This is a genomic window from Micromonospora sp. NPDC002411, from assembly GCF_053592955.1.
In genome coordinates this window covers 1-5,494 of record NZ_JBSFBM010000401.1, presented here as the reverse complement: position 1 = coordinate 5,494, position 5,494 = coordinate 1, and the positions used below count along the sequence as shown (strand labels likewise).

7 protein-coding genes are annotated in these 5,494 nt (G+C 70.6%); 3 read left to right on the top strand and 4 right to left on the bottom strand.

Annotation, left to right across the window (positions count from 1 at the left end):
- Together ACWCO3_RS30755 and ACWCO3_RS30750 are read right to left on the bottom strand one after the other, a co-directional pair.
- Nucleotides 1-1,057 (bottom strand): sugar phosphate isomerase/epimerase family protein (locus tag ACWCO3_RS30755; protein WP_450013380.1); only part of this gene is annotated, 1,057 nt, incomplete at its 3' end.
- Nucleotides 1,054-1,230, bottom strand: coding sequence for a hypothetical protein (locus tag ACWCO3_RS30750; protein ID WP_450013378.1), 177 nt, complete (start codon nt 1,228-1,230; stop codon nt 1,054-1,056). The genes ACWCO3_RS30750 and ACWCO3_RS30755, both read right to left, overlap by 4 nt.
- Nucleotides 1,231-1,361: 131 nt before the next feature.
- On the opposite strand from ACWCO3_RS30750, the gene ACWCO3_RS30745 reads away from it, so the two are divergent.
- The 3 genes from ACWCO3_RS30745 to ACWCO3_RS30735 all read left to right on the top strand — a co-directional run bounded on the left by ACWCO3_RS30745 (nt 1,362) and on the right by ACWCO3_RS30735 (nt 3,946).
- Nucleotides 1,362-2,660 carry a HEAT repeat domain-containing protein gene (locus ACWCO3_RS30745; RefSeq protein ID WP_450013376.1) on the top strand — a complete coding sequence of 433 codons (1,299 nt, stop codon included), beginning with the start codon at nt 1,362-1,364 and terminating at the stop codon, nt 2,658-2,660.
- A 10-nt stretch (nt 2,661-2,670) separates the two neighbouring features.
- A complete protein-coding gene (locus tag ACWCO3_RS30740; protein ID WP_358164497.1) occupies nt 2,671-3,201 on the top strand; it encodes a hypothetical protein in 531 nt (176 codons plus the stop codon).
- Nucleotides 3,202-3,301: 100 nt separating this feature from the next.
- Entirely contained in the window at nt 3,302-3,946 is a 645-nt protein-coding gene (locus ACWCO3_RS30735; protein WP_450013374.1) for a dihydrofolate reductase family protein, read from the top strand.
- A 40-nt stretch (nt 3,947-3,986) separates the two neighbouring features.
- Here ACWCO3_RS30735 and ACWCO3_RS30730 read toward each other — a convergent pair whose 3' ends face one another.
- Nucleotides 3,987-4,730 (bottom strand): hypothetical protein, encoded by a 744-nt coding sequence (locus tag ACWCO3_RS30730; RefSeq protein WP_145782414.1) that lies wholly within the window; start codon nt 4,728-4,730, stop codon nt 3,987-3,989.
- 72 nt (nt 4,731-4,802) lie between these two features.
- The gene (locus ACWCO3_RS30725; RefSeq protein ID WP_450013372.1) at nt 4,803-5,135 is read right to left on the bottom strand and encodes a hypothetical protein; all 333 of its coding nucleotides are present in this window, start codon (nt 5,133-5,135) and stop codon (nt 4,803-4,805) included.
- Nucleotides 5,136-5,494 lie beyond the last annotated feature (359 nt).

The following is a 5,494-nucleotide window of genomic DNA, read 5'->3' as shown; positions in this document are numbered from 1 at the left end:
GGGATGGTTGGTCCGGCGCGGCGGCCACTGCGGCGGGCTCCCGGCTCGTCGCTCTGCGGGACGAGCTGACGTCGGTCGCGCCCGCACTGATCGAGTGCACCGGGGTGTCGTCGGCGGCTGTCGCGTCGGCGGGTGTCGCCTCGGCGGGTGCAGAGCAAAGGGTGCGAGCACTGTGACCAGCGGCGGCCGCGGCGGCCCGCAGGAACTCGATCGACCGGGCGGCCACGGCGGGCGCGGCGTGCGAGTCGCGGGGCAGCTCCACCGCGACCAGCCCGCGATAGCCGGCCGCCGCCAGGGCCGCCAGCACCGGCGGGAAGTCGATTTCGCCGACGCCGAACTCCAGGTGTTCGTGCACGCCCCGGCGCATGTCGTCGATCTGCACGTTGACCAGGTGCGCGGCCACCGCGGTGACGCACTGCGGCACCGGCCAGGGCTCCAGGCAGCGGCAGTGGCCGATATCGAGGGTGATGCCGAACCGGGCCGGGTCACCGAGCGCGGTACGCAGCCGACGCCAGTCGGCGATGTCCTGCACCAGCATGCCCGGTTCCGGTTCGAAGCCGAGGGTGACGCCCGCGGTGTCGGCCGCGTCGACGACTGTGGCGCAGCCGGCCACCAGCCGGTCCCAGGCACACTGCGGTGACACCGTCTCGGGCCGGACGCCGGCCCAGAACGAGACCGCCTCGGCGCCCAGGTCGGCGCCGATCCGAACGGCCCGGCGCAGGAACTCGATCCGTCGGGTCGGGTCGTCGTGCAGCAACGTCGGCGCGTGTTTGTGCCACGGGTCGAGCAGGTACCGGGCCCCGGTCTCGATCACCACAGCGAGCCCCAACTCGTTCAGCCGTCGGCTGACGGCGGCGACCCGACGGGTGAGGCCGGGCGCGAACGGGTCGAGGTAGTCGTGGTCGAGGGTGAGCGCCACCCCGTCGTAGCCGAGGTCGGCGATGACGGCGAGCGCGTCGTCGAGGCGATGGTTGTTGAAGCCGTTCGTGCCGTACCCGAGCCGCAGCGTCGTGGCGTCACCGGCTGGTGGCGCGGGTCGGGCCTGGGGAACTGTCATGTCGGGGAGACCTTCCGCGCCAACCGTCGACCCAGCGGCGCGGCCGCCGCGACGGCCAACCCCAGCAGGCCGGCTCCACTGCGAGCGGTCAGTGCGCCCTGAAGGGCGGGCAGGCCGGTGATCCCGGCGCCGACGGCGGCGCGGACCCGCCCGGCCGAGGGGTCGCGGACCACCTCGACCTGGGCCGCTCCGTAGCGGGCCGCATACCAACCGGCCAGCGTCGGTGCGGGGGCCGTCCGCCTGCTGTGGTCGCCGACGTCCGTTCGGGCAGAATGGCTGCGTGGACGCTCAGCTACTTGCCGCGGTGCAGGCCGGCGACGCGCCGACCGTCGAGAAGCTGTTGCGAACGACGTCGAAGGACGCGCTCGCGGGCGACGAGGGCAGCAGGCTGCTGCGCGCGGCGGCGATCGTCGGTGACGCTGATGTCGTCTCCGATCTGCTCGACGCCGGAGTTGATCCGGCCCGCCCCTGGGAAGACGGCGTCGATCCGGTGTCCTGGGCGGCCGACTTCGGCGCGTACGAGGTTCTGCGAGAGCTGCTGGACAGCGGTTCGTCGTGGCGGAAGCAGGTGCCCCAGCACAGGAAGCTCGCTGCGTTGGAAATCGCGCGCGCGTGGCTGAGCCTCGACCCGGAGGTCGAACTGCGACGGAGGCTCGGCGCACATCAGGACGAGCCGGCCGTCGTCGAGCGCGTGCAGGTCCCGATCAGGGACCAGGGACGACAGCAGGCCACCCGGATCCGGTTGACCGTCGCCGACGGGCGTCAGGCCGAGACGCAGATCGCGCATCGGGCGATCGTCACCGACCTCGAAGAACAGCTCGGCATGTCTGTCTCGCCCGACGAGTTGTTGGCACGTGCCCTGTTCTACGCCGACCCGGAGTCCTGCGACTGGAGCCAGGCCCAGGTCGCCCTGTGGAGTCGCGGCGACGCCGAGGAGGTTTTCCGTTGGGCCGCAGGCCTTGTGGCGCACCCGTCGGTGGACACGAGGCGATTCGCGACCCACCTGTTGCATCTGCTGGGCTGCCAGGGGCAACCCTCGAAGGCACAGGCGCTGGACGTACTCAGACCACGCTTACGCGCCGAGGACGATGTGATCGCCCTGGACGGCGTGATTGGCGCATTCGCCGAGTACACCGACCGCGGTGACCTGACGGACATCCTGCACCTTGCTGCTCACCCCATCCCAGGGATCCGCGCACGCGTCGCCGGCGAACTCGTCAAAGCCATCGGCGAACCTCCACAGGCAGGTCACCGCCCTGACCTGCCCTTCATCCCATTTGACACGCCGCCGGACGTCCTGGCGACGCTGATCCACCTCGCTTCGGACGTCGACGCCCACGTCCGCGCCGGCGCCCTGCTCACCATGGCCGGGTCCGGCATCGACACCCCGGCGGTTCGCGAGGTGCTGACCGCGCACCTGACCGACGACCACCGGTCCGCGAGGCTGAACGCCGCTGCTGGCCTAGCTCTCCGCGAGGACCAGCGCGGCCTCGACGTACTCCGCCAGGTGGGTTCCGAATTGACTCCCACAGACGTACGCCGATGGCAGGTCTATGACGTGGAAAGGTTCTGGAGTATCGGGCCTCTGGAGAGGCGGTCCTAGAGTAGGCGGCGTGTGGATCAAGATCGGTGCCGTGACGACCACGCTGGCCCTGGTGGCGTCCCTCGCGGTCGGCTGTACGCCAGCCACTCCCCCGCCGATCCCCACGAACGCCGACCTGACGAGAGCCTGGTGCGGCTCCTCCGGCGACCGCATCGACCTGCGTCAGGACGGGTCGTCGCGGGTCGAACCGATGTCTGACACCTACCTCTCGCACCTCCTTCGCGACCTCAGCCACACGTGGACCGACCAGTTCATCTGGCGTACCTACTTCGACGGCCGCAAGCCCACGTCAACGGACGGCACGTGGCTGCTCAGCGAATACGAGAACGAAGGCGACCAGAACGTCGACCCCCGCTGGTGGGTGCGACTCGACTTCGGGAAACGCGCGTCCGCGGATCGGCACGAGAAGGAGGCCCCGGACCCGTACGAGTTCGGCGACACGCTGCTCGTCAGCCACGACGGCAACGGCTTCGAACTGTTCGCCCTCGACGGGAGGCCCGACGAAGGCTGGTCGAGCCGGTTCACGCCCTGCGCCGACTGATCAGCGGACGCACCACCGTCCGGGCGGGTTGATGACGGATCCACGCTCCCGCACCGGTCTAGTCTCTGGGTCGACACAACCACCTCGTGAGGAGTAGGGCATGGGCCTCGTCCACATCGAGCTGTTCGCGACCCTCGACCTCGTCGCGCAGGCGCCCGGCGGTCCCGAGGAGGACCCGGCGGGGTTCCCGTTCGGAGGTTGGCAGGCGCCACTGCTGGACGAGGTCGCCGGAGCGCAGGTCGCGGCAGCTTACGAAGGCACCGACGCTCTCCTGCTCGGCCGGCGGACGTACGACATCTTCGCCGCCTACTGGCCGCACCAGGAGGGCGGCCAGGACGACGACATCGCCACGCTCTTCAACAGCGTCCCGAAGTACGTGGCCTCCCGGGGCACGCCCAACCTCTCGTGGGCCGGGTCCACCCAGCTCGGCCCGGACCTGGCCGGCGCGGTGCGCGAGATCCGGAACCGGCACGAGCACGTGAAGGTCGTCGGGAGCCTGAACCTGGTGCAGACCCTTCTGCGCGAGAAGCTCTTCGACCGTCTGGACCTGTGGGTGCACCCGATCGTGCTCGGCGTCGGCAAGAAGGTGTTCGACGGTGGCGAGGTGCCCACGAACCTCACGCTTCTCGAACCGCCGGTGGCCAGCGCGAAGGGCACTGTCTACCTGCGCTACGGGCTGGCCGACGGCACGCCCACCACGGGCGACATGGCCGCAGCCGATCGCGGTGCCCGGCACGACGACTGACGTCGCACCGGGGGAACCGCCGTTGGCACCGGCGTGGCGCCTACCTCGACAGGAAGCGCCGCAGCGCGTCCGGCACCTCGACAACCTCCGTCGCCCCTGGCTTGCCGATCGCGACCGGCTTGGCGAACGCGGAGAACCTGGCGGTGCTCGCGAAGGTCGGCAGTGTGACCGTCAGCGCGGTCAGGTAGCCCTGAGGGTCCACCGACGCCTCGTACGGCACCGACTGCGACAGGCCACCGTGGCGCTCCAACTGCTCGGCCGTCACCGGCAGCAGGCCCCGGGACACCCCCGGTGACGCCACTGTGAAGTCGAGTTTGCCGGCGTAGACGCCCTCACCCGTACGCGTGGCGGTCGTCATCGCCGCAGAGAGGCCCTTGATCCCCGCCGGATCGAACGTGTCCCCCAGATGCAGCAGTGACGCTGCGGCGAAGTCCGATGTCGGGAACCAGATGAACTTCGTCGGGTCGAGGTTCGGCAGGTAGGTCTTGCCCAGCGTCATCCACGCGTCGTCGCCGACCACCCGCACCTTGGACTCGATGGTCTCGCTGCCGGTACCCGTCGTAACCGTCAGGGCCAGCGTCCTGCCGACCGGGTCAGTGTCACCGGCAACCTCGACGTTGGGCACGCTCAACGTCAGGTGCGCGGGCACCCCCGCGGTCTTGGCGGCTGCGGCGCGTACCTGCGCGAGCGGATCGGCGGGGGCCGGCGCCGGGTTGACCTTGCCGCCCGAGTCGCAGCCTGCCAGCAGAACCAGCAGCCCGACGAGCATCCATCTACGCACCATGGCTCAACCCCCGTTGATCGACAACCGGGGCAGCGTAACGGTTCTCGCCATTGCGGGGAGACACTATTTCCCCTAGCGGGCGGCCCCGTCAGAATGGGATCGCGGGTGCCGCAAGGCGCTCAGCAGGGCCGTCACGACGGCAGCCACGAGCAGGATCCGTACCACGTTGAACAGCAGCGTGTCGCCTGTGGAGTGGGGCGGGAAGAGGTCCTTCACGAGCCAGCCACCGCCCAGCCCGAGGCCCAGGCAGAGATGCATAGCGGCCCGCAGGCGCGGGAGGGGCTGTGGGCGGCCGAAGATCCGGGGTACCTGCGTGCCGCCACGGCTGCGGTAGAGCAGCACGGCGGCCATGGCCAGGCTGGCCGCGAGGCATGCGACGGCCAGAACCACGTCCACGGATTCCATGGGCGACAGGCTATCCGACGGACGCCCGCGCAGCAGGTGCACGTCGGGCGGCCGCCTGAGAACGGCAACGGCGGCGACGCGCGGGGCCCCGGCGGCTGCCAGGCCGAGCCGGGATCAGTTGTAGAGCCAGGCGGCGCCGCAGCAGACGAGCAAGGCCAGTAGCACGGCCGAGATCAGCAGCAGTACGAGCAGCATGGCCAGGTCGCTGCGCGCCGACGGCGCGGGCGGATCCGCACAACATCAGGGATGTTGGTGTCTCCTGCCTGCCGGAGGCAGCAACATCCCGGAAGTTGCGCGGATCTTGGGCGCGAGGCGCGAGGCGCGAGGCGCGAGGCGCGAGGCGCGAGGCGCGAGGCGCG

Excerpts from the sequence above, each read along its gene's own strand:
- ACWCO3_RS30730 (WP_145782414.1), bottom strand. The coding sequence starts at position 4,730 with ATGGTGCGTAGATGGATGCTCGTCGGGCTGCTGGTTCTGCTGGCAGGC.
- ACWCO3_RS30725 (WP_450013372.1), bottom strand. The coding sequence starts at position 5,135 with ATGGAATCCGTGGACGTGGTTCTGGCCGTCGCATGCCTCGCGGCCAGC.
- ACWCO3_RS30735 (WP_450013374.1), top strand. The coding sequence starts at position 3,302 with ATGGGCCTCGTCCACATCGAGCTGTTCGCGACCCTCGACCTCGTCGCG.